At 71.8% G+C, this 26638-nt stretch carries 24 protein-coding genes and 4 pseudogenes; 20 read left to right on the top strand and 8 right to left on the bottom strand.

What is annotated here, in order from left to right:
* Positions 1–6: 6 nt before the first annotated feature.
* Both AB0H32_RS22515 and AB0H32_RS22510 read left to right on the top strand, forming a co-directional pair.
* Positions 7–324 (top strand): annotated as a pseudogene (locus tag AB0H32_RS22515) (DUF4326 domain-containing protein); the annotation flags it as partial.
* Positions 325–365: 41 nt separating this feature from the next.
* Positions 366–878 (top strand): DUF5958 family protein, encoded by a 513-nt coding sequence (locus AB0H32_RS22510; protein ID WP_361123405.1) that lies wholly within the window; start codon positions 366–368, stop codon positions 876–878.
* A gap of 59 nt (positions 879–937) precedes the next feature.
* On the opposite strand, the gene AB0H32_RS22505 is transcribed toward AB0H32_RS22510, so the two are convergent.
* Positions 938–1099 carry a DUF4253 domain-containing protein gene (locus tag AB0H32_RS22505; protein ID WP_361123465.1) on the bottom strand — a complete coding sequence of 54 codons (162 nt, stop codon included), beginning with the start codon at positions 1097–1099 and terminating at the stop codon, positions 938–940.
* A 263-nt stretch (positions 1100–1362) separates the two neighbouring features.
* Between AB0H32_RS22505 and AB0H32_RS22500 the strand changes: the two genes are divergently transcribed.
* Complete coding sequence (locus AB0H32_RS22500; protein ID WP_361123402.1) at positions 1363–1569, top strand: hypothetical protein; 207 nt, start codon at positions 1363–1365, stop codon at positions 1567–1569.
* Positions 1570–1749: 180 nt separating this feature from the next.
* Here AB0H32_RS22500 and AB0H32_RS22495 read toward each other — a convergent pair whose 3' ends face one another.
* A complete protein-coding gene (locus AB0H32_RS22495; RefSeq protein ID WP_361123399.1) occupies positions 1750–2241 on the bottom strand; it encodes a hypothetical protein in 492 nt (163 codons plus the stop codon).
* Positions 2242–2411: 170 nt separating this feature from the next.
* Between AB0H32_RS22495 and AB0H32_RS22490 the strand changes: the two genes are divergently transcribed.
* The 4 genes and pseudogenes from AB0H32_RS22490 to AB0H32_RS22475 form a co-directional block, all read left to right on the top strand.
* Positions 2412–3752, top strand: coding sequence for a radical SAM protein (locus AB0H32_RS22490; protein WP_361123396.1), 1341 nt, complete (start codon positions 2412–2414; stop codon positions 3750–3752).
* Entirely contained in the window at positions 3749–4765 is a 1017-nt protein-coding gene (locus AB0H32_RS22485) for an aminotransferase class I/II-fold pyridoxal phosphate-dependent enzyme (protein WP_361123393.1), read from the top strand. The genes AB0H32_RS22490 and AB0H32_RS22485 overlap by 4 nt, the downstream gene beginning before the upstream one ends.
* Positions 4766–4795: 30 nt before the next feature.
* Positions 4796–5572 carry a class I SAM-dependent methyltransferase gene (locus AB0H32_RS22480; protein WP_361123390.1) on the top strand — a complete coding sequence of 259 codons (777 nt, stop codon included), beginning with the start codon at positions 4796–4798 and terminating at the stop codon, positions 5570–5572.
* Between the two features lie 104 nt (positions 5573–5676).
* Positions 5677–5796, top strand: a pseudogene (locus AB0H32_RS22475) (SGNH/GDSL hydrolase family protein); the annotation flags it as partial.
* Positions 5797–5805: 9 nt separating this feature from the next.
* Here the strand turns inward: AB0H32_RS22475 and AB0H32_RS22470 are convergent.
* Positions 5806–6051, bottom strand: a pseudogene (locus AB0H32_RS22470) (transposase); the annotation flags it as partial.
* Between the two features lie 384 nt (positions 6052–6435).
* Here AB0H32_RS22470 and AB0H32_RS22465 point away from each other — a divergent pair.
* From AB0H32_RS22465 to mug, 5 genes are all read left to right on the top strand, one after another.
* Positions 6436–7980, top strand: coding sequence for an FMN-binding glutamate synthase family protein (locus tag AB0H32_RS22465; RefSeq protein WP_361123387.1), 1545 nt, complete (start codon positions 6436–6438; stop codon positions 7978–7980).
* A 7-nt stretch (positions 7981–7987) separates the two neighbouring features.
* Positions 7988–8779 carry an alpha/beta fold hydrolase gene (locus AB0H32_RS22460; protein ID WP_361123384.1) on the top strand — a complete coding sequence of 264 codons (792 nt, stop codon included), beginning with the start codon at positions 7988–7990 and terminating at the stop codon, positions 8777–8779.
* 356 nt (positions 8780–9135) lie between these two features.
* Positions 9136–9492: a DUF4326 domain-containing protein gene (locus AB0H32_RS22455; RefSeq protein ID WP_361123381.1), complete on the top strand. Its 357-nt coding sequence runs from the start codon at positions 9136–9138 to the stop codon at positions 9490–9492.
* A 59-nt stretch (positions 9493–9551) separates the two neighbouring features.
* Positions 9552–10994, top strand: a complete 1443-nt coding sequence (gene purB, locus AB0H32_RS22450) for an adenylosuccinate lyase (protein ID WP_361123378.1) — start codon at positions 9552–9554, stop codon at positions 10992–10994.
* Positions 10991–11536: a G/U mismatch-specific DNA glycosylase gene (gene mug / locus AB0H32_RS22445; RefSeq protein WP_361123462.1), complete on the top strand. Its 546-nt coding sequence runs from the start codon at positions 10991–10993 to the stop codon at positions 11534–11536. The genes purB and mug overlap by 4 nt, the downstream gene beginning before the upstream one ends.
* Before the next feature lie 84 nt (positions 11537–11620).
* Here mug and AB0H32_RS22440 read toward each other — a convergent pair whose 3' ends face one another.
* Positions 11621–12331, bottom strand: a complete 711-nt coding sequence (locus AB0H32_RS22440) for an ABC transporter permease (protein ID WP_361123375.1) — start codon at positions 12329–12331, stop codon at positions 11621–11623.
* Between the two features lie 2 nt (positions 12332–12333).
* Complete coding sequence (locus tag AB0H32_RS22435) at positions 12334–13254, bottom strand: ATP-binding cassette domain-containing protein (protein ID WP_361123372.1); 921 nt, start codon at positions 13252–13254, stop codon at positions 12334–12336.
* A 107-nt stretch (positions 13255–13361) separates the two neighbouring features.
* Between AB0H32_RS22435 and AB0H32_RS22430 the strand changes: the two genes are divergently transcribed.
* From AB0H32_RS22430 to AB0H32_RS22420, 3 genes are all read left to right on the top strand, one after another.
* Positions 13362–14516 carry a histidine kinase gene (locus AB0H32_RS22430; RefSeq protein WP_361123369.1) on the top strand — a complete coding sequence of 385 codons (1155 nt, stop codon included), beginning with the start codon at positions 13362–13364 and terminating at the stop codon, positions 14514–14516.
* A gap of 14 nt (positions 14517–14530) precedes the next feature.
* Complete coding sequence (locus AB0H32_RS22425) at positions 14531–15187, top strand: response regulator transcription factor (protein WP_361123366.1); 657 nt, start codon at positions 14531–14533, stop codon at positions 15185–15187.
* A gap of 100 nt (positions 15188–15287) precedes the next feature.
* Positions 15288–16445, top strand: a complete 1158-nt coding sequence (locus AB0H32_RS22420; protein WP_361123363.1) for an ROK family transcriptional regulator — start codon at positions 15288–15290, stop codon at positions 16443–16445.
* Positions 16446–16771: 326 nt separating this feature from the next.
* Here AB0H32_RS22420 and AB0H32_RS22415 read toward each other — a convergent pair whose 3' ends face one another.
* Both AB0H32_RS22415 and AB0H32_RS22410 read right to left on the bottom strand, forming a co-directional pair.
* Positions 16772–17533: a GntR family transcriptional regulator gene (locus tag AB0H32_RS22415; protein ID WP_361123360.1), complete on the bottom strand. Its 762-nt coding sequence runs from the start codon at positions 17531–17533 to the stop codon at positions 16772–16774.
* Positions 17534–17772: 239 nt separating this feature from the next.
* Complete coding sequence (locus AB0H32_RS22410) at positions 17773–18657, bottom strand: RNA polymerase sigma-70 factor (protein ID WP_361123357.1); 885 nt, start codon at positions 18655–18657, stop codon at positions 17773–17775.
* A 121-nt stretch (positions 18658–18778) separates the two neighbouring features.
* Here AB0H32_RS22410 and AB0H32_RS22405 point away from each other — a divergent pair, with 121 nt between their 5' ends.
* Together AB0H32_RS22405 and AB0H32_RS22400 are read left to right on the top strand one after the other, a co-directional pair.
* Positions 18779–19432: an NAD(P)-binding domain-containing protein gene (locus tag AB0H32_RS22405; protein ID WP_361123354.1), complete on the top strand. Its 654-nt coding sequence runs from the start codon at positions 18779–18781 to the stop codon at positions 19430–19432.
* A 105-nt stretch (positions 19433–19537) separates the two neighbouring features.
* Positions 19538–20368, top strand: a complete 831-nt coding sequence (locus tag AB0H32_RS22400; protein WP_361123351.1) for an alpha/beta fold hydrolase — start codon at positions 19538–19540, stop codon at positions 20366–20368.
* Positions 20369–20455: 87 nt separating this feature from the next.
* Here the strand turns inward: AB0H32_RS22400 and AB0H32_RS22395 are convergent.
* Positions 20456–21334 (bottom strand): annotated as a pseudogene (locus AB0H32_RS22395) (DMT family transporter); the annotation flags it as partial.
* Positions 21335–21381: 47 nt separating this feature from the next.
* On the opposite strand from AB0H32_RS22395, the gene AB0H32_RS22390 reads away from it, so the two are divergent.
* The 3 genes from AB0H32_RS22390 (at position 21382) to AB0H32_RS22380 (ending at position 26602) form a co-directional block, all read left to right on the top strand.
* Positions 21382–22812, top strand: coding sequence for a PLP-dependent aminotransferase family protein (locus AB0H32_RS22390; RefSeq protein ID WP_361123348.1), 1431 nt, complete (start codon positions 21382–21384; stop codon positions 22810–22812).
* 206 nt (positions 22813–23018) lie between these two features.
* Complete coding sequence (locus tag AB0H32_RS22385; protein WP_361123345.1) at positions 23019–24605, top strand: alkaline phosphatase D family protein; 1587 nt, start codon at positions 23019–23021, stop codon at positions 24603–24605.
* Positions 24606–25153: 548 nt separating this feature from the next.
* Complete coding sequence (locus tag AB0H32_RS22380) at positions 25154–26602, top strand: GNAT family N-acetyltransferase (RefSeq protein ID WP_361123342.1); 1449 nt, start codon at positions 25154–25156, stop codon at positions 26600–26602.
* The last annotated feature ends 36 nt before the right edge of the window (positions 26603–26638 follow it).

Raw genomic sequence — 26638 nt, 5'->3', positions numbered from 1 at the left:
CTCGCCATGACCACCCGGGTGATCAGCGTCAGGGGCCGGATCCACGAGTTCGGCCCCCGGCTGGAACACGCCCCCGCGGACGTGGTCTACGTAGGCCGCCGCTGGACCATGGGCGGCTGGGACCTGCCCCGGCACCCGCTGTACAACCCCTTCGCCTACGACACCCCGCAGAAGAAGCGGGACGGCACCCGGGCCGAGGTCATGGCAATGTACCGGGCCCACCTGCTGGAGCGCCCGGAACTGCTGGACCTGGTCCCGGACCTGCGGGGAAGGACTCTGGCCTGCTGGTGTGCGCCCGAGCTGTGCCACGCGGACGTGCCGGCGTTGGCTTCGTCCTGGCACGCGAGGGCATCCTCCTCGACCAGGTGCGCCCGCTTCAGACCACCCGCTGGGCCGACGATGCCGAAGGCGCGGCCGATCTGGCGGTGCTGCTCGGCATCCTGATCACCGCGGCGGAGAGGCGTCCGCGACGCGAGGCAGTCATGAACGAACGCGACGTCCTGCTCAACGAGCTCGCGCAGGGGCTGCGCCCGATGTCAGAGGGCATCGAATGGTTCGACAGCCTCGGCCACGAAGAGCAGTCCGAAGTGCTGCTGTTCCTGCGCCACCACTGCGTCCAGGCGCGCGCCGTCGCAGAGGATGCACCGGAGAGCATCCGCCGTGCCGGGCTGCGCCCGACGCATACGCCCGCAGTGCTGATCTCACGAGGCCGGATGGACGAGCAACTGGGAAAGATCACCGGTCTCGCGCCTCTCGACGAACGCCGCAAGGCGTTCAGGCTGCTGATCGCGGTGCTCACGATTGCCGACGCGCGGCGCCGCGAGCGCTTCTGCTCCGGCGGCTGCAATCACTGGTGGCACAGACTGTCCGTCGCCTGACGACCCAGCACCGCACTCCTGAAAGTCAGTTCCCGGTTGAGCGTCTTCTGCGGAGCGGATCAGTTCCACCAGAAATCCCAGTGATGAGCCCCGATGATCCGCTCAGAGTACGCGGTCAGCGTGTACGGCCTGCTGCCCTGCCAGATGTTGTCCGGGCAGAAGGCAAAGTGCTCGGCCGCAACCAGGAGAGCCTCATGGGGAAGTCGTACACGTGCGTGCAGTCCTGCCAGTGCTTGGCCGTGGGGGCCGGGAGGTCTTCGGTCGACATGTTCCGACCTGTGGTGCGAACAGGTGCTGTCGTCGGCCGGAGGGGCGTGAGCGCAAGGCGATCACATGCGGTCGGTTGGTGCCGGGAACGATGCGAAGTGGGGTGGCCATCAGGCGAGATCGCTTTCGCCGTACTCGGAGACGTCGGAGGCGGGCTGGGTGGGCAGGCCGAAGGAGCACCATGCGGAGGTGCCGGGCTGCAGGGATTGTTCCTCGCGTGGCGGACGGGTTCGGTGTGCTCGCGTGTGGCCTGGTGGTCGACGATGGACAACAGGTCCTTGTCAGCGAACCGGCCGGTGACCGCGGCGGTGCCCAGGGCCCGGTCGACCTCTGCCACCGAGTAGAGCTCCTGGCCGACCGCCCCGAACTCGCCGATCTCCGCAGGCACATCAGCGACTTCGCCAAGATGATGAAGAACCTCTGAAGGCCGCCTCCTGCCGCGCTGGATCAAGGCGGTCGAGAGCAGCGACCTGCCGCCCCTGCACAGCTTCACCCGCAACCTCTACAAGGACTACGACGCCGTGACCGCCAGCCTGACCCTGCCCTGCTCCAGCGGCATGGTCGAGGGTCACGTGAACCGGGTCATTCTGTGGAATCAGCAGTGTCAAGCCGTGTGCTTGTGAATCACATTGAGGTAGTGCCGATCACGGTGCGGCACGTGGTTGTCCCGTCCCGGCAGGCTGAAGACCGCGCAGACGTCAGCGGGTTGGGTGATGAGGCTTGCCTGCCGGCCGAAGGTGAGGGTGCTGTTGACCGCATGTTGGCAGCCTGCGTTGTCCAGGGCGGCGATCAGCTCCTCGCGGAGGACGGTGGCGTCGAATGACTCGGAATCGGGCAGGACGAGCGGCGGAAGTCTGGCGGTCGAACCGGGCCAGAGGTTGATCCAGATCCCGCTGACGGCTCGCTGAGTGACCACGAGCCCCAGCCCGTCCCAGGAGTACGGGTAGCCGTCGATATCGGGTCCCTTCATGATGTGGGCGGGGTGCGGGCGCCCCGGGCCGAGAAGGTTTTCAGCCTCAGCCAGGGTCATTCCGCAGTTCAGGGGCCCGATCCGGCCAGTGCGGGAGAAGCCGACGAGTACGTCCATCAAGGTCACGACAGTGACTGTGACACTCTCCCGAGCCACTTCGCACTCCGATATCAGCGCGACGCCGGGACTGCGCCGCCTTGCCGGACGGCGATGAGTGGCAGAAGGCGTGCGGTGGCCCCGCGTTCCGCCTGCAGTTCGGCCCATGTCGTCTGGGCCCGTTCATGCATGATGACGGGATGAACCATAGCGACCAGCGCTTCCACGTCATCGTGCTGTCGAACTTCGCGAAGGGCTTCGACAAGTACGCGAACGCTTACGGTAAGGCGGGGATTCCGGAGAGTACCTATCCCGACCGGTTCCACCTGCTGACCCGTGCGGAGTTGGGAATCGGTATCGGCAAGGCGCGACGCTTGCTGGACCGTCTGGCCATTCCGGGTGACCGGCTGTTGGTGCTGGAAACCATGGTGGACCCCGACAAGCTGGTGCCCAACGTGTCGACCGGCCTCGGCATGGAACTGCACGAGGCTCGCATCCGGTTGTCAGCAGTCCATGAGCTCGACCGAGTAGGCGACGAGTTCACTTTGCGCCCGACGACCGTCGAGGACGCGATGGCGGCCTCCCTGCACCTGCATGGATCGGCACAGGGTCGCTACGCCGACACGCGACCGCGCTCGGTGTCGCTCCTGCCAGTCGCCTCCGCCTGCCAAGCCCGGTGTTCGTTCTGCTTCTCCTCGGCTTCGATCTCCAGCGACCAAGCGCCGGCACGGGTCCCGTGGGACGCGGTCGCCCACTGGCTGGAGCGCGCCCGTGCGGCGGGTGCCGAACGTGCAGTGATCACCGGCGGCGGGGAGCCCACGCTCATACCGTTCGAACAGCAGCTGCGACTGGTGTCCGCCTGCTCGGCGGTCTTCCCGAAGGTCGTCCTGATCACCAACGCGCACACCCTGGCGAAAGGCCGGCACGCCGACCGGGCCGGCCGCCTCGCAGCCCTGAGCGCCGCAGGCCTGAGCGTGCTGGCGGTCTCCCGGCACCATCAGGACGACGCCGTCAGCGAGCGGCTGATGATGCTGCGCACGCCGGTGAACTCTGTGATCGACACCTGGCGCGTGGAACGTGACCGCTGGCCGGGGCTGCGGATGAGGCTGATCTGCGTGCTCCAACACGGCGGCGTCGCCGATGCGGCCGAGGTCGCCGACTACCTTTCGTGGGCCGCGGCTCTCGGCGTCGAGGAAGTCTGCTTCAAAGAGCTCTATGTATCCACCAGCACCGAGTCGCTCTACTTCGACCGCGCCGCCAATGTCTGGAGCCGAGAGCACCAGGTTTCGCTGTCCATCGTCACCCGGTTCGCCGAGCAGCATGGCTTCGTACTGGCGAGCCGCCTGCCCTGGGGCGCGCCGGTCTACCACGGCAGCTGGGACGGACGGCCGATGCGGATCGCCGCCTACACCGAGCCCAGCCTGCTCTGGGAACGCACCAACGGGATCGCACGCAGCTGGAACGTCATGGCCGACGGGCGCTGCTACGCCTCCCTGGAAGACCGGGCCAGCGAGATCGTGCCGGAAGGTGCGGCGGCATGAGGTTCGAGGAGTTCCAGGAGTTCCGGCAGCGGCAACTCAGTGTTTTCCCGTCGCTTCTGGACGCCGCCGAGACCAACGTGTACCGGGCGCTTGCTCCGATGCGACGGGAACCGCCGACCGACATGAGTACGGTGCACCGGTGCGATCTCGCCCGTGCCTGGCTGCGGCGCTTCGAGCTGCCGGAAGGGTGGTCCGGCCACGCCATGGTCTGTCGCGGGGTCCGGCACGGGCTCGGTGTGGTGTTCCACTGGCTGCGCGCCGTGCAAGCGCGGTTGTGGCTGCCCAGCGACGTGTACCCGGTTTACTTCGAGCTGGCCCGCGCTGCGGGCCTGGCGCCCGCGTCCTACCCGACGCTACCGGCGCCGGCCCTGCCGAGATCGCCGGCGGACCACCGGCCCGAATACCTGCTGCTCGCCAACCCCAGCAAGCCGCTCGGCCGATACCTGTCCGATGCCGAGTGCGCCGCGGTGATTGCGTGGTTGCGGGAATCACCACGCCGCCGCCTGCTGATCGACAGCGTCTACGACCTGGGAGCCCCGTTCGCTGCCGGCACACGGCGATTGCTGGACACCGGTTGCGCGGTCCTACTGCATTCCGTCACCAAGGGATGGCTGTGGCCACGCACATTCGGCGTAGTCCTGCTGGGTCCGACGCAAGCCGAATTGGCCGAAGCGTTCCGGGCGGATCCGCCGACGCCGGCTCAGCTGAGGCTCGCCGACCGCCTGCTGACCGAGCACAGCGACGTACCCCGGCAGGTCGTCGACGAACTGGCCGCACGGGCTGAGCGGTTGTTCGAACGGTTGCCGGACGAGGTGCTCGGGGCGATTCCCACGGCGAGCCGGACGTGTCCCGGCAACTATTTCTTCCCGGTTGCAATCCCAGCGGAGACGCTCCAGCGTGAGTGCGGCGTGCTCGCCATGCCCGTCAGCGTGTTCGGGGAGAGCAGTTGGTCCGGCTCCATCCTGACCAGCCTTGCTGACGCTTTCGGCCCGACGCCGACGGTGGCGCGATGAAGCCACCGGAGGACCTGGCCGTATACGACGATGCGGACTTCTACGATCAGGAGTTCACCGCGCGCACCCACGACATCCCGTTCTTCCTCGGCCAAGCGGTCCGGGCGGGCGGGTCCGGTCCTGGAGGTGGCCTGCGGAACCGGGCGCATCACCCTGCCGATCGCGCGGGCGGGTGTCGAGGTCACAGGGCTTGACATCATGCCCTCAATGCTTACGCGTGCCCGTCAGCGGGCCGAGGACGAGCGACTGCCGGTCGAGTGGCTGGAACAGGACTGCCGAGACATCCGCTCTGACAGGCGCTTCGCCCTGGTGGTCTCGGCAACCAACGCGATGCAGCACCTGCACGACCTGGATTCCGTGGTCGCGTTCCTCGCCTCGGCGCGAAACGTGCTGCGACCAGGCGGGACCCTGATCCTGGACGTGTTCAACCCCGACATGGCCAAGCTGTGCCGGCTCCCCGAGTCGCCCCACCGCCACAAGTCGGTCGCGGACCGGGACGGGGCGAGGCTCGACGTGCGGGCGACGACCAGCTACGACGCCGCCGCCCAAGTGCTGCGCTTCACGCTGGGCTACCTACGCGACGGCGTGTGCGTACGCGCCAAGAAAGTCAGCATGCGCTGCTTCTTTCCCGAGGAACTCTTGGCGCCCTGCCGGCTGGCCGGTCTCAACGTCGCGCGGCGCTACGGGGACTACGATCAATCCCTGTTCACGAGCACCTCGCCGAAGCGGCTCCTGTTCTGCCACTCCCAAACCGCCAACGGCCAGATCGGCGATCCGCCGTCGGTACCGGTCATGCATCCGAGCTAAGCCGGCACCGCATTCCGGGCAACAAGCCTGTTCGGAGGCCGCACGAGCGGTGATCCTCGCTGTCGCCCCCGCGTTCCGGACTGGTTAACCCCATGGGTACACCGTCCGGGGACGGCCGGACAGGCGCCCACTTTAGCGCTGAACTGGGCAAAGCCTTCTGGGTCACCCCTGCAGACCGCACAAACCCCGGCCCTGTGACGGACTGGCAACAGGTGGGGCCCTAACCCGGAGCCCCGCCCGTCGGCCGCACGCGGCAACGGGGTGGAGGCCTGCAGCCGCCGTAGGCGGCGCGGCTCCAACCAGCCGCGATTGACCGCGTCGTACATCGCACCGTGCCCACGCCGGTGCTCGGCTGTGAGCGTCAGCTCAACCAGCGACGTCACCGGGCCGAGCACAGCACCGCGCCGGTGAGCTCGAAGAGCGCATCCGCCCGGACAGTAGAGGCAGTCGTAGAACTGGACACGAAAGCGGGACAGCATGCCCAGCGTGGCGTCAGCGGACTGTTCAGGGGCGAGACTCTTCACCAGCGGCCGTTCTTTCACGCGACGTTGCTCGACACGTCGAAGCGTGAAGAACGGCCGTCCTGCTGCCGCAGGAACGAACCAGGATCAGCAGGTCAGGTGAACCGGCGAGGTCGAACAACACGCTGATGTCTGGCTCTGGTGTGCGGGCGGGGCCTGGGCCCGGTCGTTTGGGTGGTGTGATCGCCGTCGCTGTGCATATTCGTGTGGCCCTTTAGAGTCGTTTCGCCTTTCTTCGATGGCGCCGGCGCGCCCTTGACTGTGTGCGCCGTCTGGCGCCCGATGTGACACAAGCGGGCTCCACCGCGTGGCGATGGAGCCGTGCCTCGAGGAGGAACGTTCATGCAGGCCCGGAGGATCGGCGCCGTCGCCGCAACAGCAGTGGCGCTGGTGGCAGCCCGCGACCTTGTCCAGAAGCGGCACGCACTGCTGCGGAACTTCCCCGTGATCGGGCACGCCCGGTACCTGCTGGAGACGATCGGGCCGGAGCTGCGGCAGTACATCGTGACCTCCAACGAGGAGGAGCGCCCATTCAGCCGTGACCAGCGCACCTGGATCTACGCGTCGGCGAAGGAGCAGAACAACTACTTCGGGTTCGGAACCGAGGTCGACGTCGAGCACGTCCAGGGGCACGCCTACCTGAAGCAGCGCACCTTCGCCGGCGCTCTGCCCGACGCGCACGACCCGCAGGCCCCGCTGCCCTCGGCCAAGGTGCTGGGCGGGCCGCGCGGGCGTGCGAAGGCCTTCCGGCCGGCGAGCGTCGTGAACATCTCTGCGATGAGCTTCGGCTCGCTCTCCGGCGCGGCCATCACGGCGCTCAACAAGGGAGCGGCGCTGGCCGGCACGATGCACAACACCGGCGAGGGCGGCCTGTCGCCGTACCACCGCAACGGCGGCGACTTGGTGCTGCAGATCGGCACCTCGTACTTCGGCTGCCGCAACGAGGACGGCAGTTTCAACCTCGACAAGCTCAAGGACGTGGTCGCGAGCGCCCCCGTCAAGGCGATCGAGATCAAGCTCTCCCAGGGTGCCAAGCCGGGGCTGGGCGGGATGCTGCCGGGCGCCAAGGTGACCCCGGAGATCGCCGAAATCCGCGGCATCCCCGTCGGCAAGGACTGCGCCTCCCCGTCGCGGCACACCGCGTTCAGCGACGTCGACTCGATGCTCGACTTCGTCGAGCTGCTCGCCACCGAGACCGGTCTGCCGGTCGGAGTCAAGAGCGCGGTGGGCGAGCTGGGCTTCTGGCAGGAGCTGGCCGCGCTGATGGCGCGTGGTGACCGTGGCGTCGACTTCGTGACTGTCGACGGCAGCGAGGGCGGCACCGGAGCGGCGCCGCGGATCTTCGCCGACTCGGTGTCGCTGCCGTTCCGGATGGGCTTTTCCCGGGTCTACGGCACCTTCGCCGAGCTCGGGCTCACCGACGAGCTGACCTTCATCGGCTCTGGCAAGCTCGGCCTGCCCGAGAACGCCGCGGTCGCCTTCGCTCTGGGAGCCGACATGATCAACGTGGCCCGTGAGGCGATGCTGTCGATCGGCTGCATCCAGTCGCAGAAGTGCCACACCGACAAGTGCCCCACCGGCATCGCCACCCAGAACCAGTGGCTGGCCCGCGGCCTGGACCCGACCTCGAAGGCCACCCGGGCCGCTGTCTACCTGCGCACCCTGCGCAGGGAGCTGATGAAGGTCTCGTCGGCTGTCGGCGTCGCCCACCCGGGACTCATCACCGCCGACGACATCGAGATCATGAACGGCGACTACGAGGCCCGCACCCTGGCCGGCGTCTACGGCTACAAGGACGGCTGGGGCGAGCTCGGCCCGCACCTTGCCAAGGAGATCACCGAGCTGCTCGTCGGTACACCGGCCTCCACGAACACCCGGCCGGAGTGATCGCAACGTGTCCGAAGAAGTGAGATTCAAGAGCGTCGTCGGCCCCGAGCTGGCCGGGTCGATCGACCTGCCGGAGGGCGAGGTCCGGGGCTGGGGGATCTTCGTCCACGGATTCACGCTCGGCAGGAACTCGCCGGCCGCCTCGCGGGTCAGCAAGCAGTTGGCCCGCGAGGGGATCGGCATGCTGCGCTACGACAACCTCGGGATCGGCGATTCCGACGGCGACTGGGGTGACGGTTCCTTCACCGTCAAGGTCCAGGACAGTGTCCGCGCGGTAAACCTGATGGCAGAGCGGGGGACTCCGGCGGATCTGCTGGTGGGTCACTCGTGGGGAGGCGCCGCCGCCATCGCTGCGGCGGCCGAGGCGACCGGCGTCCGCGCGGTCGCCACGATCGGGGCGCCCGCCGACCCCAGCCACGTGGAGCACCAGTACGACGCGGTCGTCGACCGCGTGCTCAGTGAGGGGCAGCACGAGTGGTTCGTCGGCGGGCGGACCCTGGTCCTCAAGCGCGCCTTCGTCGAGGACGTCCGCCGTGCCCGTCTGCACGACCGGGTCCGTGAGTTGGACCGGCCGCTGCTCGTGATGCACTCGCCCACCGACGACACTGTCGATATCGCCAACGCCGGGGAGATCTTCCGCGAGGCGCGGCACCCGCGAAGCTTCGTCTCGCTCGAAGGAGCAGACCACCTCCTGACCGCACGAGGGCAGGCGCAGCGAGCCGCCCACATCATCAGCGCCTGGGCCGACCAGTACATCCACGCCTCACGACCCGCAGGAAAGGACGTCTTGGGCGCTTGAGAGGTCGTTTTCACCTGATTAGAGCAACTTCAGGCACCCCAGTACAGCGCTCTCGCCTCTCGCGTGACAGGCCCGTCCGCGACGAGATCAATCTCCTCTACGGCACATCTTCCAGCGAGCCAGACTTTTGTCGATGAGGATGGCAATTCGGGCCGGCGCGGGATCTCACCAGCCGCAGGGGCGCAGTGACGCCTCAGAAGTCACACCTCGGCGGGTGGAGCTGTTTTGCAAGGTCTTGCTCTTGCGCAGGCGGAGGTCTATGACTGCGGCCATGGGTGTCACACCGTCCGGCGACGGCCGCCCGCCGAAGCGACCGGACCTGCTTCCGTACGAGGCTCAGGCGTAGCGTCCTCGCCATGACCACCCGGGTGATCAGCGTCAGGGGCCGGATCCACGAGTTCGGCCCCCGGCTGGAACACGCCCCCGCGGACGTGGTCTACGTAGGCCGCCGCTGGACCATGGGCGGCTGGGACCTGCCCCGGCACCCGCTGTACAACCCCTTCGCCTACGACACCCCGCAGAAGAAGCGGGACGGCACCCGGGCCGAGGTCATGGCAATGTACCGGGCCCACCTGCTGGAGCGCCCGGAACTGCTGGACCTGGTCCCGGACCTGCGGGGAAGGACTCTGGCCTGCTGGTGTGCGCCCGAGCTGTGCCACGCGGACGTGCTGGCGGAGCTGGCGGACACGGACGACGTGACGCGGCTCTCGTAGCATCCACCGAACCGCCCGATGGCGCTGGCCTGCATAAATCGCCAGTACAATCCGTACACGTGACTTCAGCGCCCGCCAAGCCCCGCATCCCGAACGTCCTCGCCGGACGCTACGCCTCCGCCGAGCTCGCCACGCTCTGGTCGCCCGAGCAGAAGGTGAAGCTGGAGCGGCAGCTCTGGCTCGCCGTGCTGCGGGCCCAGAAGGACCTCGGCATCGAGGTGCCGGACGAGGCGATCGCCGACTACGAGCGCGTCCTCGACACCGTCGACCTGGCCTCGATCGCCGAGCGCGAGAAGGTTACCCGGCACGACGTGAAGGCGCGGATCGAGGAGTTCAACGACCTCGCCGGGCACGAGCACGTGCACAAGGGCATGACCTCCCGTGACCTCACCGAGAACGTCGAGCAGCTGCAGATCCGGCTGTCGCTGGAGCTGATGCGCGACCGTACGGTGGCCGTCCTGGCGCGCCTGGGCAAGCTGGCCGGCGAGTACGCCGAGCTGGTCATGGCCGGCCGCTCGCACAACGTTGCCGCGCAGGCCACGACCCTCGGCAAGCGCTTCGCGACCGCCGCCGACGAGCTGCTCGTGGCGTACGGGCGGGTCGAGGAGCTGCTCGGCCGCTACCCGCTGCGCGGCATCAAGGGCCCGGTCGGCACCGCGCAGGACATGCTGGACCTGCTCGGCGGGGACGCCGGAAAGCTCGCCGACCTGGAGAACCGGATCGCGCAGCACCTGGGCTTCTCGCAGGCCTTCACCTCGGTCGGCCAGGTCTACCCGCGCTCGCTGGACTACGAGGTCGTGACCGCGCTGGTGCAGCTGGCCGCCGCGCCGTCCTCGCTGGCCAAGACGATCCGGCTGATGGCCGGGCACGAGCTGGTCACCGAGGGCTTCAAGCCGGGCCAGGTCGGCTCCTCGGCGATGCCGCACAAGATGAACACCCGCTCCTGCGAGCGCGTCAACGGTCTCATGGTGATCCTGCGCGGCTATGCCTCGATGACCGGTGAGCTGGCGGGCGACCAGTGGAACGAGGGCGACGTCTCCTGCTCGGTGGTGCGCCGGGTCGCGCTGCCCGACGCGTTCTTCGCGCTCGACGGCCTGCTGGAGACCTTCCTGACCGTCCTCGACGAGTTCGGCGCGTTCCCCGCGGTCGTCGCCCGCGAGCTGGACCGCTACCTGCCGTTCCTCGCCACCACCAAGGTGCTCATGGGCGCCGTGCGGACCGGCGTCGGCCGCGAGGTCGCCCACGAGGCGATCAAGGAGAACGCCGTCGCCACCGCGCTCGCGATGCGCGAGCAGGGCGCCGAGCGCAACGACCTGCTCGACAAGCTCGCCGCCGACGACCGCCTGCCGCTGGACCGTGCGCAGCTGGCGGCGCTGATGGCCGACAAGCTGTCCTTCACCGGCGCGGCCGCCGCCCAGGTCGGCGTGGTCGCCGGCCGGATCGAGGAGATCGTCAAGCAGCACCCGGAGGCCGCCGGCTACACCCCCGGAGCGATCCTCTGACCCGCTTCACCCGGGCCGAACTGGAGGCCGCCCGCGACCGACTCGTCCCCGACGTGGTCGCGGACGGCCTCCATGTGCTGTTCTGCGGTATCAACCCCGGCCTGATGACGGCCGCCACGGGCCATCACTTCGCCCGCCCCGGCAACCGCTTCTGGCCGGTGCTGCACCTGTCCGGCTTCACCCCGCGGCTCATGCAGCCCGCGGAACAGCAGGAACTGCTGTCGTACGGACTCGGCATCACCAATGTGGTGGCGCGGGCGACGGCGCGGGCCGACGAGCTGAGCGCGGCCGAGTACGCCGAGGGCGGTCGGCTGCTGACGGCCAAGGTGACGCGGTCGCGACCGAGGTGGCTGGCCGTGGTCGGGGTGACCGCGTACCGGGCCGCCTTCGGGGACCGCAAGGCTCAGGTGGGGCCGCAGGAGCGGACCATCGGGGACACACGGGTGTGGGTGCTGCCCAATCCCAGCGGGCTCAACGCCCACTGGACGGCGGCGACGATGGCCGAGGAGTTCGCACGGCTACGGGTGGCTGCGCAGGCCTGAGGAGCCACGGCGGGCCCGTCCCGGTCACGCAGCCGACGTCCGTGTGATCCGGCAGAGCGGGCTCCCCCGACCGTCGACGGGCCCTCAGGCGTCCCTGCGCCGGACGCTCCAGGCTCCCGCGCTCAGCGCCGCAGCCGTCCACAGCGCGGTCACCGCGAGCCCGGTCCACGGGCCGAGCGCCCCGTCCCAGGTGCTGTGCAGGGCGACCTGGCCGGCCCGGTCGGGCAGGAAGTCGGCGACACCCCCGGACAGGTCTCCGACGACGAAGGAGACGATCAGCAGGAACGGGATCAGGGCGGAGAGGGTCGCCACTCCGCTGCGCAGGACGGTCGCCAGGCCGACGGCGAACAGCGCCATCAGCGTGAGGTGGAGGCCGCAGCCGACGGCGCCGCGCAGTCCCTCGGCCCAGGACGGACCGGACGCGCCGAGGACGGCCTTGCCCACCAGCAGGGTCACCGTTCCCGTGAGCAGGCCGGCGGCGAGCGCGGGCAGGGCGATCGCCGTGGCCTTCGCGGCGAACCACCGCAACCGGTCGGGCGCGGCCGCCAGCGTCAGCCGCAGCGCGCCGCCCCGGAACTCCGACGACACGGCCGTCGTACCGAACGCGATCGCGGCGATCTGCCCGAAGCTGACGCCGAAGAACGCCGAGAACAGCGGGTCCGTGCCGTCGGCGTCGGCGGCGGCGAGCGCGGAGAACGCGGCGGTGGCGACGAGCATCGCGGCCAGGCTGCCGACAAGCGGGCGCAGGGTCCGGATCTTGATCCACTCGGCGTGCAGAACAGGTACGAACGGCATGGTCAGACCTCTTGTGGGTGGGCGGTGAACTCGGCTTCGGCCGCGGTCAGATCGAGGTAGGCCTGCTCCAGGGTGGCCTCCTGGGTGGCCAGTTCCAGCACGGGGACGCCCGCCTCGGACATGAGGCGGCCGAGGTCGTCCACGCGCGCGTGCCGCACGGTCCACGTCCCGTCCCCGTCCCGGGAGGCGTCGTGGCCGTGGCGGGCGAGCAGGTCGCCGAGCACGGCGGCGTCGGTGGTGCGGATCCTGACCTGGGGCCGCACGCGCGCGTGGATGAACTCCTGGACGGGGGTGTCGGCGAGGAGGCGGCCGCGGCCGAGGATCACGAGGTGGTCCGCGAAGGCTGCGGTCTCGTTCATCAAGTGGCTGGAGACCAGGACCGTACGCCCCTGTGCCGCGAGCCGGCGCAGCAGCGTGCGGATCCAGACGATGCCCTCCGGGTCGAGGCCGTTGGCCGGCTCGTCCAGCAGGATCACCTCGGGGTCGCCGAGGAGCGCGGCGGCGATGCCGAGGCGCTGGCGCATGCCGAGGGAGTACGTCCTCACCCGGCGCCGGGCCACCGCGGCGAGTCCCGTCTCCTCCAGGACGCCGTCGACGCGGCGCAGCGGGATGCGGTTGCTCGCCGCCAGGGCCCGCAGATGATCGCGCGCGGTGCGGGATCCGTGCGCCGCCCGCGCGTCCAGCAGGGCGCCCACCCGGCGCAGGGGCTCGCGGAGTTCGGCGTAGGGGCGACCGCCGAGGGTGGCGGTGCCGGAGGTCGGCCGGTCCAGGCCCAGGACGAGCCGCATGGTGGTGGACTTTCCGGCGCCGTTGGGGCCGAGGAAGCCGGTGACGCGCCCGGGGCGGACGCTGAAGGTGAGGTGGTCCACGGCCCGCCGGGTGCCGTACTCCTTCGTGAGGTCTTGTACGTCGATGCTGGTCATGGCATCAGCCTGGCCGGGTGCGCGGCTCGGCTCCTCCCCCGCGGGTGGAGATCGTCTCCCCCGTGCGGGGGAGGTCAGTTGTCCGTGCCACCTGCGACGATGTGCCCATGGTCCGCTTCCTGCGCCCGCTGCTTCGCGGTACGACATACACGCGACTGCTGCATCTGTGGGTTCCCATGCTGATCGTCAGTGTGTGGCTGTTCATCGACATGTCGACTCCATGGGTGCCTGCGCTCTGTCTCGTCCCGGTCGGTCTCCTGCCCGCCGTGCGGATGGGCGAGGGCGTCCAGGCCCGGCTGCTGCTGACGCCCGGCGAGGAGGAGCCGGGCATCTCCGTGACGCCGTCGGCGAGTTGGCGGGACCGGCTGCGCACGGTGCTGTGGCTGGAGTTGCGCATGGTCCTCGGTGCGGCCGCCATGTTCGCCACGGTGTGGCTGCCGATCATCGCCTACCAGCTGGCCGAGTTCGGCCGGGGACACCGTCCTTCCGGCCTGCCCCTGCTGGACCGGCTGCCGCCGGGCCGGGCGGTCGCCCTGCTGGTGCCGCTTCCGCTGCTCGCCCTGTACGGGGCAGTCGTCGGACTCGGCGCGCTGGTCACCATGTGCGCGCGCCGGCTCCTCGGGCCGTCCGCCGCCGAACGGCTGGCCGCCCTGGAGGAGCGCACCGAGCAACTGCTCGAACGCACCCGGATCGCACGGGAGTTGCACGACTCCATCGGGCATGCCCTGACGGTGGCGGTGGTACAGGCGGGTGCGGCGCGGTCGGCGGGCGATCCGGCGTTCACCGACCGGGCTCTGGAGGCCATCGAGGACACCGGCCGGGCCGCCCTCGCCGACCTGGAGCGGGTCCTCGGGGTGCTGCGCGAGTCGGAGCGGCCCGCGAGCTCCCGGCCGACACTGGCCGACGCCGACCGCCTCCTGGAGTCGGCGCGCGCCTCCGGTGCCGAGGTCGACGCCGAGGTGACCGGGCCCGTGGCGGAGGTGCCGGGGCCGGTCTCGCGGGAGGGGTACCGCATCCTGCAGGAGGCGCTGACCAATGTCCTGCGGCACGCGGGGGCCGTACCCGTGCGCGTCCGGGTGTCCGTGGCCGACGGCACGCTCGCGCTGGAGGTGCGCAGTCCGCTGCCGGGGGCGATACCGGGGCCCGGGCGGGGCAGCGGGCTGCGCGGCATACGGGAGCGCGCGGCACTGCTCGGGGGCAGCGCCCGCACGGGACCCGACGGGGGCGACTGGCAGGTGCATGCGGAGCTGCCGGTCGGTTGATCTACGCTGGCCGGATGCCGGTCACCATTCTCCTCGTCGATGACGAGCCCCTCGTCCGCGCGGGTCTTCGGGCTGTGCTGGAGGCGCAGCCCGACATCGAGGTGGTGGGCGAGGCGGCCGACGGCGCGGCCGTCATCCCGCTGGTACGCCGACTGCGCCCGGACGTGGTCGCGATGGACGTCCGCATGCCGCTGATGGACGGGATCGAGGCCACGCGCGCGGTGCTGCGCACGGTCGACGCGCCGCCCAGGATCCTGGTGGTGACCACCTTCGAGGACGACGAGTTCGTGTACGAGGCGCTGCGCGCGGGTGCCGACGGGTTCCTGCTGAAGCGGGCCAGGCCGGCCGAGATCGTCCATGCGGTGCGGTTGGTGGCGGAGGGCGAGTCACTGCTGTTCCCCGCCTCCGTACGCCGGCTCGCCGCCCGGTACGGCGACGGGGACCGCGCGGCCCGTGCCCCGCTGTCGGAGGCCGGGCTGACGGAGCGGGAGGAGGAGGTGCTGCGGCTCATGACGCGCGGACTGTCGAACGCGGAGATCGCCGCCCGGCTCGTGGTCGGGACGGAGACGGTGAAGTCTCATGTGAGTGCCGTGCTGGCCAAGCTGGGGGCGCGCGACCGCACCCAGGCGGTGATCGCCGCGTACGAGTCGGGATTCGTCGCGCCGGGCTGATCCACGGGGACCGCCGGGTCGGCGGTCCCCGGCACTCGCAGGGGTGGTCCGGGCCGAGTACGATCCGCCCCAACACGCCCGCGAGCTGGAAGGACGGACGGTGGCGCAGCTGACCGGCGGCGATCCCTCGCTGCTGCGAAGGATCAATTCCGCGGTGGTGCTGCACGCGCTGCGTGCCACGGACTGCGCGACGCTCACCGAGATCACCCGGGTCACCGGACTGTCCCGGCCGACCGTCGAGGGGGTCGTGGAGGGGCTCATCGAGGCCGGGCTCGTGGTCGAGACGGCGGCCGAGGAGGGCATCGCACGCCGCCAGGGGCGGCCCGCCCGCCGGTTCCGGTTCCGGGCCGAGGCAGGGCATCTGCTGGGCCTGGAGATCGGCGCGCACCGGGTCGCGGCGCTCCTGTCGGACCTGGACGGACGGGTGCTGGGCGCGCAGGCCAAAGAGGTGGACGAGACGGCTCCTGCGGACGAGCGGCTGGACCGGCTGCGCGGGGCTGTCGCCGAGCTGCTGCGCCGGGCCGGGGTCGCGCGCAGTTCGCTGCGGGCGGTGGGCGTGGGCACACCGGGCATCGTGGAGGCCGACGGAACGGTCCGGCTGGGCACCGCCCTGCCGCAGTGGACGGGCCTCAGGCTCGGTGAACGGCTCAGCCGCTCCTTCAAGTGCCCGGTCCTGGTGGAGAACGACGCCAACGCGGCCGCAGTCGCCGAGCACTGGAAGGGCGCGGCCACCCAGACGGACGACGTGGTGTTCGTGCTCGCCGGACTGAGTCCCGGGGCCGGCTCGCTGATCGGGGGGCGGCTGCACCGGGGGTACGGCGGGGCGGCCGGGGAGATCGGCGCGCTGCACCTGCTGGGCCGGGAGGCCACGCCGGAGGCGCTGCTGTCCACCACCGACGAGCCGCTGCACCCGCTGGACGAGCCGGCGGTCGCCGAGGTGTTCGCGCTGGCGCGGAAGGGCGACCAGCGGGCGCGGGCGGCCGTGGAGCGGTTCATCCAGCGGCTCGTGCACGACGTGGCCGCGTTGGTGCTGGCCCTCGACCCGGAGCTGGTCGTGATCGGCGGCTGGGCGGCCGGCCTGGACGGAGTGCTGGAGCCGCTGCGCCGCGAACTCGCGCGCTACTGCCTGCGCCCGCCCAGGGTGACGCTCTCCCTGCTGGGTGAGGCGGCCGTGCCCACCGGGGCGCTGCGGCTGGCCCTCGACCATGTCGAGGAGCAGCTGTTCGCAGTGGACGGGACGGTGACGGCGCGGCGCTGAGCCGACCGCCACCGATGCGGAAGCGGGTCTGCCGGCCCGACGCGGACGCTGCGGGACCGCCCGCCGCGGAAGCGGCTCCGCCGACCGACGCGAAAGCGTCTCTGCCGACCGATGCGGACGCTGCGGGGGGGGGGGAGAGAGACCGGCCGCCGCCGACCCGGCCACGACCGGGACGCCGCCAGATCAGGCCACGACCCGGACACCGCTGGATCAGCTGGCCACCCGACGACAACCCGGACCACGCCGGATCGGCCGCCCGCTCTCCGGTCGGTCGCAGAACGCCGCGCGCCCCGGCGGAGTTCCGGGGCGCGGTGGGGTGAGGAGGCTCAGGAGGCCCGCTGCTCGGGGTCGTGGTGTATCTCCACGCCGGGCGAGTCGCCGAAGGTGAGGCGGCAGGTGTCGGCCCGGTAGGTCGCCACGGAGAGCGCCGCGGTGCGGCCCTCGGCGAAGAACCGGGTGGTGACGACCAGGACGGGGGCGCCGGGCAGCCGGTCGAGGTCCTTGGCGTCGTCCGCGCGGGCCGAGCCCAGCTCGACGGCGCGGTCCTGGCTCTCCAGGTCCAGGCGCTGCAGTTCGCGCAGCACCGCACGCGCGCGTGCCGGGCCGGACGGGGCGTCGATCGCGGTGAGGTCGGGAACCGAGGCCGCCGGGATGTAGAGCAGCTCGGTGGCGACGAGCTGGCCGTGGGACATCCGGGAGCGGCGCACGATGTGCACGGGCTCGCCGGCACCGCTCTCCAGGGCGGCGGCGACGGCCGCGGGCGGCGCGGACTGGACGCTGTCGGTGGGCTGCCAGGCGTCGTCGGCCGCCCCGGGCCAGGCGTGCTGCCGGGTGCCGACGGCCACGCCCACGCGCGGGGGCGCGACGGTCGTGCCGACGCCGCGGCGGCGCTGCAGGCGGCCCTCCAGCTCCAGCTGCTCGAGGGCCTGGCGGAGCGTGGCCCGGGCCACGCCGAAGCGGGCGGCGAGGTCGCGCTCGTTGGGCAGGATCTCACCGACCGAGAACTCGGAGTCCAGTGCCTCACTGAGCACGGTCTTGAGATGCCAGTACTTCGGTTCCGGCACCGATTCCAGCTGCGTGGTCCCCACCCTGTCCTCCACAAGAGCCGTGGTCCGGCGGTTTTTAGCGCCCTTGTTTATTAAAGGTTGTTGCACTTCTCTGCGACCATAGGGCGGCCGTCACCCTTGGTCAAGACCAATCCTCGTTCCCCGCGGCCCTGCACAGGGACCACGCCGCGGAGCGTTCACGAGGCGTTCGTACGTGGTCGCATGTGTGACATCGCGGCAAAGCCCTCGTCGCACGACGAGGGCCTGCGGTGCGCCGGTGCTCAGCGGTCGGCCAGATACCGCAGCTTCTCGGGGTTGCGGACGAGGTACACGGTGGCGACACGGCCGTCGGCGACGTCCACCTGGATCAGGGTGTCGGGCTTGCCCGCGGACAGGGTCAGCACCGCGAAGCCGCCGTTGACCTCGACGAGGCGGACGGACGGGTCGGGAAGGCTCTGGGCGGCGACGGCGACGAGGAAGCGGCCCACCTTGTCCGCGCTGTGCAGGACGCGCACGGGGGCCTTCGCCTTGCCGCCGCTGTCGGCGACCAGCCGGGCGTCGGGGGCGAGCACGGACAGCAGTCCCGCCAGGTCCCCCTCGGCCGCGGCGGCGAGGAAGCGTTCGGTCAGGTCGCGGCGCAGGGCGGGGTCGACCTCGTAGCGCGGCCGCCGCTCCTCGACGTGCCGGCGGGCCCGCCCCGCGAGCTGCCGTACCGCCGCCTCTCCCCGGCCGAGCAGGGCGGCGATCTCGGCGTACGGGTAGCCGAATGCTTCCCGGAGGACGAAGACGGCCCGCTCCAGCGGTGACAGCGACTCCAGGACGACCAGCACGGCGAGGGAGACGGAGTCGGCGAGCAGCGCGCGGTCCGCGGTGTCGGGGACGGTGTCGCCGAAGTCGGTGACGTACGGCTCGGGCAGCCAGGGGCCGACGTACGCCTCGCCGCGCGTCTGCACCTGGCGCAGCCGGTCGATGGCCAGCCGGGTGGCGATGCGCACGAGGTAGGCACGCGGTTCGCGGACCTCGCTGCGGTCGGCGCGGGACCAGCGCAGCCAGACGTCCTGGACCACGTCCTCGGCGTCTGCGACGCGGCCGAGCATGCGGTAGGCGACGCCCGTGAGGAGGGATCGGTGCTCTTCGAAAACGTCGGTCGCGGTGTCGGCGGTCACCGTCCCATCCCATCCGACACGCGTGGCGGTGTCCAGGAGGAATCGGCCTGTCCCGGACCGGCCCGGAACACAATGACCGCGGACCGCCGGTGGCCGGCGGCCGAGGTCCAGGAGGTGACCGATGCGGTACGCGGTGCTGGGCACGGGCGAGGTGGGCCGCACACTCGGCGGCAGACTGGTGGAGCTGGGGTACGACGTGACCCTCGGATCGCGCACGAAGGACAACCCGATCGGTCAGGAGTGGGCCACGGCCGTGGGTGGCCGGGCACATGCGGGCGCGTTCGCGGACGCTGCCGCGGCGGCCGACGTGGTGCTGAACGCGGTGGGCGGCCGGGTGGCGCTCGACGCTCTCAGGGCCGCGGGGGCGGAGCACCTGGCCGGCAAGGTCGTGGTGGACGTGTGCAACCCCCTGGCATTCGAGGACGGGCAGGTGCGGCTGGACCCGGTGGAGTCGGACAGCGTGGCCGAGCAGATCCAGCGGATGTTCCCGGACGCGCGCGTGGTGAAGGCGATGAACACCGTCAACTGCCAGGTGATGGTGGATCCGGGGCGCGTGCCGGGCGAGCACAATCTGTTCGTGTGCGGGAACGACGCCGGCGCCAAGGGGCAGGTGACGGAGTTGCTCGGCGAGTTCGGCTGGCCGGCCGAGCGGGTGCTGGACCTGGGCGGGATCCGGTCCGCGCGGGCCATGGAGATGCTGCTGCCGCTGTGGTTCTGTCTGTTCCAGAAGTTCGGGCACGCGGACTTCAACGTCGAGGTGCGCCGCGCCCGCTGAGACCCGGCGCGGGCAACACCCACGACCACCGGGGGCTACCCGCCGGTAGCAACTGCTGACAAACTGTCTACGGCGTCCGTCAGCAGCCCAGACGAGGAGCACCCCATGTCCGCGACCGTCTCCTTCAAGGTCCCCACCCCGCACGGCCCGAGGGACGTGACCGTCTCCTACGCGCGCGTGGGACGCGGCGAGCCGCTGGTCCTGCTGCACGGCATCGGGCACCACCTGCAGGCCTGGGACCCGGTCGTGGACATCCTCGCGACGGAACGCGACGTGATCGCCGTGGACCTGCCGGGCTTCGGCGCGTCCCCGGCCCTGCCGAGCGGCCTCGACTACGACCTGCCCACGACCAACTCCGTCCTGACCGCCCTGTTCGAGGCCCTGGAGCTGGACCGCCCGCACGTGGTGGGCAACTCACTGGGCGGCCTGCTGGCCCTGGAGCTGGGCCGGGAGAAGCTCGTGCGGTCCGTCACGGCCCTGTCCCCGGCCGGTTTCTGGACGGAGGCCGAGCGGCGCTACGCCTTCGCGGTGCTGCTCACGATGCGGGGCATCGCCCAGCGGCTCCCGCTGCCCCTGGTGGAGCGGATGTCGCGCACGGCGGCCGGCCGTACCGCGCTGACGAGCACCATCTACGGCCGCCCCGCGCGCCGTTCACCCGAGGCCGTGGTCGCGGAGACGCTCGCCCTGGTGGGCGCCACCGGGTTCGACGCGACCCTGCGGGCGGGCAGCACCGTCCGGTTCACCGACGATGTGCCGGGCCTCCCGGTCACCGTGGCCTGGGGCACCCGGGACCGGCTCCTCGTGCGCCGCCAGGGCGTCCGCGCCAAGACGATCATCCCCCGTGCCCGGCTGGTGCGGCTGCCCGGCTGCGGGCACTGCCCGATGAACGACGACCCGGCGCTCGTCGCCCGCGTCATCCTCGACGGCAGCCGCTGACCGGCGCACACGCAGCGCACCGGAGCCGAGGGCGACCCCGGTGCCGGACCGGCGCACACGCAGCGCACCGGAGCCGAGGGCGACCCCGGTGCCCACCAGGGCGCTCCCGGCGGCCTGCGCCGGCCCGTAGGAACCGGTGCCGACGAGCGGGGCGGTACAGGCGGCGGCCACCGGAATGAGCCCGGAGAACAGCGTGGCCCGCTCGGCGCCGAGCCGCTTCAGGACCTTGTACCAGCACACGAAGCCGACCACGGTGACGACCGCCGCCTGCCACAGCAGCGCGGCGGCCTCCGCGGCGCCGGGACGGCGCAGCCACGCCCCGCCGTCCAGGACCGCGGAGACGAGCACGGCCTCGACGGCGGCCACGGCACACACGGTCGCGGACAGCAGCCGCGGCCCGAGCGGCCGCAGCACCGGCACGGCGAGCAGCGCGAACCCCACCTCACCCGCCAGCGCGCACGCCGAGAAGGCGATCCCGGGCCCGTCGGTGCGGCCCCAGCCCTGCACGGCGAACGCTCCGCCGGCGACGAGCAGCGCGCCGTACAGCACCGCGCGCTGCGGTCGGCGCCCGTCGAGGAGCGGGGCGAGGACGGCCACCACGACCGGTGCGCAGCCGACGAAGACACCGGGGACCGCGGGCTCCGCGCTGCGTTCGGCGGCGATGACGGCCAGGTTGAAACCGACCATGCCGATGCCTGCCAGCAGCGCGAGGCGGACCCACTGGCGAGCGCCGAGCGCCCGCAGGCGATGCAGGCCGTCCCGTCCCGCGAGCGGGGCGAGCAGCAGGCAGGCCAGGGCGTAGCGCAGGAACTGGCCGCCGGCGCCGGGGTAGTGGCCCAGGACGCTGTTGGCGGTGAAGGAGCCGCCGACGAGCACGCAGGCGAGGGCGGCGAGTAGGGCGCCGCGAGTCGTCTCGGGCTTCTTTCCGGTGGTCGTGTCCGGCGGGCGGACGATGGTGGCTTTCATGGCGGTGACGCTAGGAAGCGGGGCGGTCCGGATTAAGGTCCACTTCCATGACGTCATCGGGGACCACTGCGGGCGGCCTTGCGGGATCGGCGGCGTGGGAGCTGCTGCTGCCCGCGGCTTCGGCCCCGGCACGCGCGCGTGGCCGTGCCCTCCAGGAGGCGCTGCGCGAGGCGATCCGCTCGGGCCGGCTCGCACCGGGCACGCGACTGCCGTCCAGTCGGGATCTCGCCGCCGACCTCGGCGTGTCGCGCGGCCTGGTCACGGAGGCGTACGAGCAGCTGACGGCCGAGGGGTATCTGCGCAGCGGCCGCGGCGCGGGCACCTGGGTGAGCGACGCCGTGCGAGCCGCCCACCCCCGCGCGCGTGACCTCGCCCCGCGCTCCCCCGGCACCCGCGTCGACTTCGTCCCGGGAACACCGGACCTGTCGCTGTTCCCGCGGGCCGCCTGGGCGGCCGCGCAGCGCGCCGTGCTGGCCGAACTGCCGCACCACGAACTCGGCTACCCCGACCCGCGCGGACTTCCCCGGCTGCGCACCGCGCTCGCCGCGCTGCTCGCCCGCCGCCGGGGAGTGGTCGCCGACCCTGAGCGGATCGTGGTCGTCTCCGGTGTCGCCCAGGCGAGCAGCCTGATCGGATCCGTGCTCCACGCGCGCGGGACGCGCACGATCGGGGTCGAGGACCCCGGCAGCCCCCAGCACGACGGCCTGTACGCGGCGGCCGGTCTGGGCACCGTACCGCTGCCGCTGGACGAGGACGGCCTGGCCCTCGGCCCGCTGCGCGGCTCCGGTGTACGGGCCGCGGTGACCACGCCCGCCCATCAGTACCCGACAGGGATCGCGTACTCCGCGCGCCGCCGCGCCGAACTGCTCGACTGGGCACGGTCGGTGGACGGCCTGCTGCTGGAGGACGACTACGACGGGGACTTCCGCTACGACCGCGCTCCCGTCGGCGCCCTCCAGGGCCTCGATCCGGAGCGCGTCGCCTACATGGGCTCGGTCAGCAAGTCCCTCGCGCCCGGACTGCGGCTGGGCTGGCTGCTCGTCCCCGCGGCCCTGACGGAGGAGGTCGTGGCGCGGAAGCGGACGATGGACCTCGGTCATCCCTCCCTGGACCAGGCGCTGTTCGCACGCTTCGTGGAACGCGGTGACTACGACCGGCAGCTGCGCCGCTGCCAGCGCACCTACCGGGAGCGGCGGGACGTCCTGGTCGCGGCCCTGGCCGAGCACTTCCCGCAGGCGAGGGTGTCGGGCATCGCGGCGGGTCTGCACGCCATCGCCGAACTCCCCGAACGGTACGGCCCGCAGGAGGGCTTCCTGAAGCGGGTGGCCGCCGCCGGCATCGCCGTACGCCCCCTCAGTGCCTGCACACACGCGCGTGCCGACGAGGACGGTGTGCGGCTGGTGCTCGGGTACGCGCATCTGCCGCCGGCCCGGATCCGCGCGGGCGTACGGCTGATGGCCGAGGCGCTCGCCGACTGACCGGCTGACCGACCGACCCGCTATCGGGCTTACCGACCGACCCGCTATCCGACTGACCGGCCGACCGGCCGACCGGCCGACCGGCTGACCGGATTTCACCAGGCGCCGGACGGCCCGTTGTTCACTTGCGGTTTGCGTGCGCGCCGCAGCGCACCAGTAGGTGTGGCTCTGCACACTGGCCGGATCCCTTCCCTGGAGGCGCAGCCATGTCCCATCGTCCGCTCCCCGGCCGCCGCAGCGTGCTGCGCGGCTCCCTCGCCGCGTCGGCGGCCCTGACCCTGCCGGCCGGCCTCGGCGCGGCACCGGCGTTCGCCCTCTCGGGGCGCCCCGAGGCGGGCTGGGGCGTGCAGACGGGCGACGTGACCGCCGACTCGGGCCTGGTGTGGGTGCGTTCGGACCGGCCGGCCCGGATGATCGTGGAGACCTCGGCCACCGAGTCGTTCCGCAACCCGCGCAGATGGCACGGCCCGCCGCTGGGCGCCGACACGGACTTCACCGGCACCACCCGGCTGCACGGCCTGCCGTCGGGCGAGCAGATCCACTACCGCGTGCTCCTCGCCGATCCGGACGACCCGCGCCGCACCGGCGAGCCCGTGACCGGCACCTTCCGCACGGTCTCCCGGCACCGCCGCGACGGCGTGCGGTTCCTGTGGTCGGGAGACCTGGCCGGTCAGGGCTGGGGCATCAACCCCGACCGCGGCGGCTACCGGATCTACGACGCGATGGCGAAGCTGGACCCGGACTTCTTCCTGTGCAGCGGCGACAACATCTACGCCGACGGCCCCATCTCCGCCACCCAGGCCCTGCCGGACGGCAGTACCTGGCGGAACATCACCACCGAGGAGAAGGCGAAGGTCGCCGAGACCCTCGCCGAGTACCGGGGCAACTTCCGCTACAACCTGCTCGACGACAACCTGAGGCGGTTCAACGCCCAGGTGCCGTCCGTCATCCAGTGGGACGACCACGAGGTCCGCAACAACTGGTACCCGGGCGAGGTCATCGGCTCCACCGACACCCGGTACACCGAGAAGAGCATCGACGTGCTGGCGGCTCGCGCCCGGCGGGCGTTCAGCGAGTACTTCCCGGTCTCCACGCTGCGCCCGGGGGCGCGGGAGGGCCGCATCCACCGCGTGCTGCACCAGGGCCCCCTGCTCGACGTGTTCGTGCTGGACATGCGGACCTACCGCAACGCCAACTCGACCGACGACCAGCGGGTGGACCCGCAGGGCATCCTCGGCCGTGAGCAGCTGGAGTGGCTCGAGCGGGAGCTGTCCCGGTCGCGTGCGGTGTGGAAGGTGATCGCCGCGGACATGCCGCTCGGCCTGGTGGTGCCCGACCCGATGGAGAACAAGCCGAACTTCGAGGCGGTGGCGCAGGGCGACCCGGGCGCCCCGCTGGGCCGTGAGCTGCAGATCGCCGAGCTGCTGCGCTTCATCAAGCACCGGCGGATCACGGGCACGCTGTGGCTGACGGCGGACGTGCACCACACCTCGGCCCAGCACTACCAGCCGTCGCGGGCCGCGTTCACCGACTTCGAACCGTTCTGGGAGTTCGTCTCCGGGCCGCTGAACGCGGGCGCCTTCCCGGCCAACGCGCTGGACAACACGTTCGGCCCGGAGCGGGTGTTCGTGAAGGCGCCGACCGCGTCGAACGTGTCGCCCGCCGGCGGCTACCAGTTCTTCGGCGAGGTGGACATCGACGGCGGCAGCGGCGAACTGACGGTACGGCTGCGCGAGCAGGACGGCACGGTGCTGTTCACGCAGACCCTGCAGCCGGGCCGGGTGGGCCAGTAAGGCTTCGCGGGACCGCCGCGCCCCGCACGTTCGGCCTCCTGCATTCGACCCCGGCGCGGTGCAGCCGCGGCGGCCGGCCGAGGCGGCACGGACGGTCGCGGCCACCGGCGCCCATGCGACGATATGGGGGTGCTCCGGCACGCTCTCCCCGTCCCGGCGGCGGGGCTCGCGACCGCCCGCCCGGAGGCTTCGGCCGTGGCGGCCCGCAGCCTCGGGGACCTGCCGGCCGTGACGGCCCGCGGCCTCCGGGACGTGCCGACCGCGGCGGCGGACCGTGCCGAGCGGTCCGGGGCACGTGGCGGGGTTCCGCACCCGGCGGACGCCGCCGACCGTGGCGGCTCCTCCCGTCCGGCCACCCGGGCCCGCCGGTTGCGGGACACGTCGGCCGTGGAGGCGGCCGCCCGATGCGGGGACGTGACCGTCCCCTTCCGGCCGGAAGCCCGAGCCCCTCAACTGTATAAAGCGCAACAAAAGGGGCGAAGGCATGCTTTACTCATCGGACACAAGCCGTTCGTGATCACGCAACACCGTTCCTTCACAGTGGCTGCATGACTCCAGACATGTCTCATGTGACCCGGGCCCGGCGCGGACGGCCCGTACACCACTGGCGGCGGGACCTCGTCGAACTCGCCGCCCTGTTCACGGCAGTGGCGGTGGCGGACGCGGTGGCGAACCTGATCGGGCACGGACCCGACGGTCCGGCGCTGCTGGTGATCTCGGCGGTCGTGCTGATCTCGACGGCGGGGTTCCACACATGGTGGGCACGACGCCACGGGCACGCACCGCCCGCCGACGATACCGGTGCCCGGACGGCCGCCGAGGTGCGGTCGGCCGGGCCCGTGCAGGAGGCGGACGCGACGGCACGGAACGAGGCCCGGGCGAGCGCACTGTGGCGGATGCGCACGACGGTGAAGGACGAGCCCGGTTCGCTGGCCGCGCTGTGCGCGGCGCTGGCCGGGCGGCGGGTCGACATCCTGAGCCTGCAGACCCACCCACTGGCCGACGGCACGGTGGACGAGTTCCTGCTGCGGGCGCCCGACGGTCTCACGTCGGCCGAGATCACCCGGGCCGTCTCGCTGGCCGGCGGCGCGTCCACCTGGATCGAGCGGGCCGACGCCCACGACCTGGTGGACGCCCCGACGCGGGTCCTCGGCCTGGCGGCGCGCACCGCGCTCGACGCGGCAGAACTCCCTTTGGCTCTGCGGCAGTTGCTGGGCCGGTGCACGATCCGCTCGCTGCCCGCCACGCCGGTCGGCGGGGGCCGCGGGCCGGAGCCCGTGCCCGTCGAAGGGGTCCTCGAGGACACCGTCATGCGGCTGCGGGCACCGGAGGGCGGCGTGCTCACCGTGGAACGGCCGTACCTGCCGTTCACGCCGACCGAGTTCGCGCGGGCCAGGGCACTGGTGGAGCTGGACGGCCGGCTCGGTCCGCGGATCCCGCGCAGCCAGGACGTGCTGACCCTGCCCGAGGGCGACGACATCACGGTGCGCCGGGTGGACACCGGCGATCTGGCGGCGGCCAGGGCGATGCACGAGCGGTGCTCCAGGCACACCCTCGGCCTGCGCTACCACGGGCCCGTCGGCGACGCCGACCGCTATCTGACCCACCTGCTCAGCCCGCGCTTCGGGCGGACCCTCGCCGTGCAGACGGCCTCCGGCCGCATCGTCGGCCTCGGGCATCTGCTGTGGGACGGCGACGAGACCGAGGTCGCGCTCCTGATCGAGGACGAGTGGCAGCGGCGGGGCATCGGAGCCGAGCTGCTCGGCCGGCTGGTGGCGATGGCGGTGGAGGCGGGCTGCGAGAGCGTGTACGCCGTGACCCAGGCGTCCAACACCGGGATGGTGGCGGCGATGCGCGGTCTCGGGCTGCCCCTGGACTACCAGATCGAGGCGGGCACCCTGGTCATCACGGCCCGGCTGGACGCCTCCCCGGTCGCGGCCCGGCCGCCCTACGGCGTCGGCCAGGCCCGGCTCGGCGGTGCGGCCCACCGCGGCTGAGGTCCCGGTACGACGGCGGCCCGGCGGTGAGCGCCG

Source organism: Streptomyces sp. NPDC020362 (assembly GCF_040642095.1).
In the GTDB taxonomy this organism is placed as follows: domain Bacteria; phylum Actinomycetota; class Actinomycetes; order Streptomycetales; family Streptomycetaceae; genus Streptomyces.
This window is presented reverse-complemented; position numbering and strand designations above follow the sequence as displayed.